Here is a 602-nt window from a genome sequence, read left to right as displayed (position 1 = left end):
GATGCAACAACTGTTGGGGATAAACCAGTAACGGTTGTTGTAAAAGATAAAAATGGAAATGTATTAGTTGAAGTTCCGGCAACGATTAAGGTGGTAGAAGCTAAACCAACACCAATTGAAACGCCAGTAACGAATACACCTTTAACAAAAGAGGATATTGCTAAATTTGTTAAAGTTCCAGAAGGTGGAAAAGTAACCAATGTAGAAAATATTCCAGACTTGACAACTCCAGGTGAGAAAGATCCAGTTAAAGTCACTGTAGAATTACCAAATGGAAAAGTGATTACTGTTGACGTTCCAGTTAATGTAACTCCAGTTAATGAAATTGAAACGCCAGTAACGAATACTCCGTTAACGCCAGAGGATTATACAAAAGGAATCACGATTCCAGAAGGTGGCAAGGTCACAAATGTTGAGAACATTCCAGACTTAACAACTCCAGGTAAGAAAGATCCAGTTAAGGTAACAGTTGAATTACCAAATGGAAAAGTGATTACTGTTGACATTCCAGTTAATGTAACTCCAGTTAAGGAAATTGAAACGCCAGTAACGAATACTCCGTTAACGCCAGAGGATTACACCAAAGGAATTAAAATTCCAGA

At 37.4% G+C, this 602-nt stretch carries 1 protein-coding gene; it reads left to right on the top strand.

All coding sequences use genetic code 11. The features are described 5' to 3' along the window. Nucleotides 1-602: Rib/alpha-like domain-containing protein (locus tag B7699_RS00055; protein WP_142358307.1), on the top strand; the 602-nt coding region annotated here is incomplete at both ends.

This window comes from Streptococcus mitis, assembly GCF_002096835.1.
Taxonomy (GTDB): Bacteria; Bacillota; Bacilli; order Lactobacillales; family Streptococcaceae; genus Streptococcus; species Streptococcus mitis_W.
Note: the sequence above shows the minus strand (reverse complement) of the source record. Positions and strands in the feature narration are given on the sequence as shown.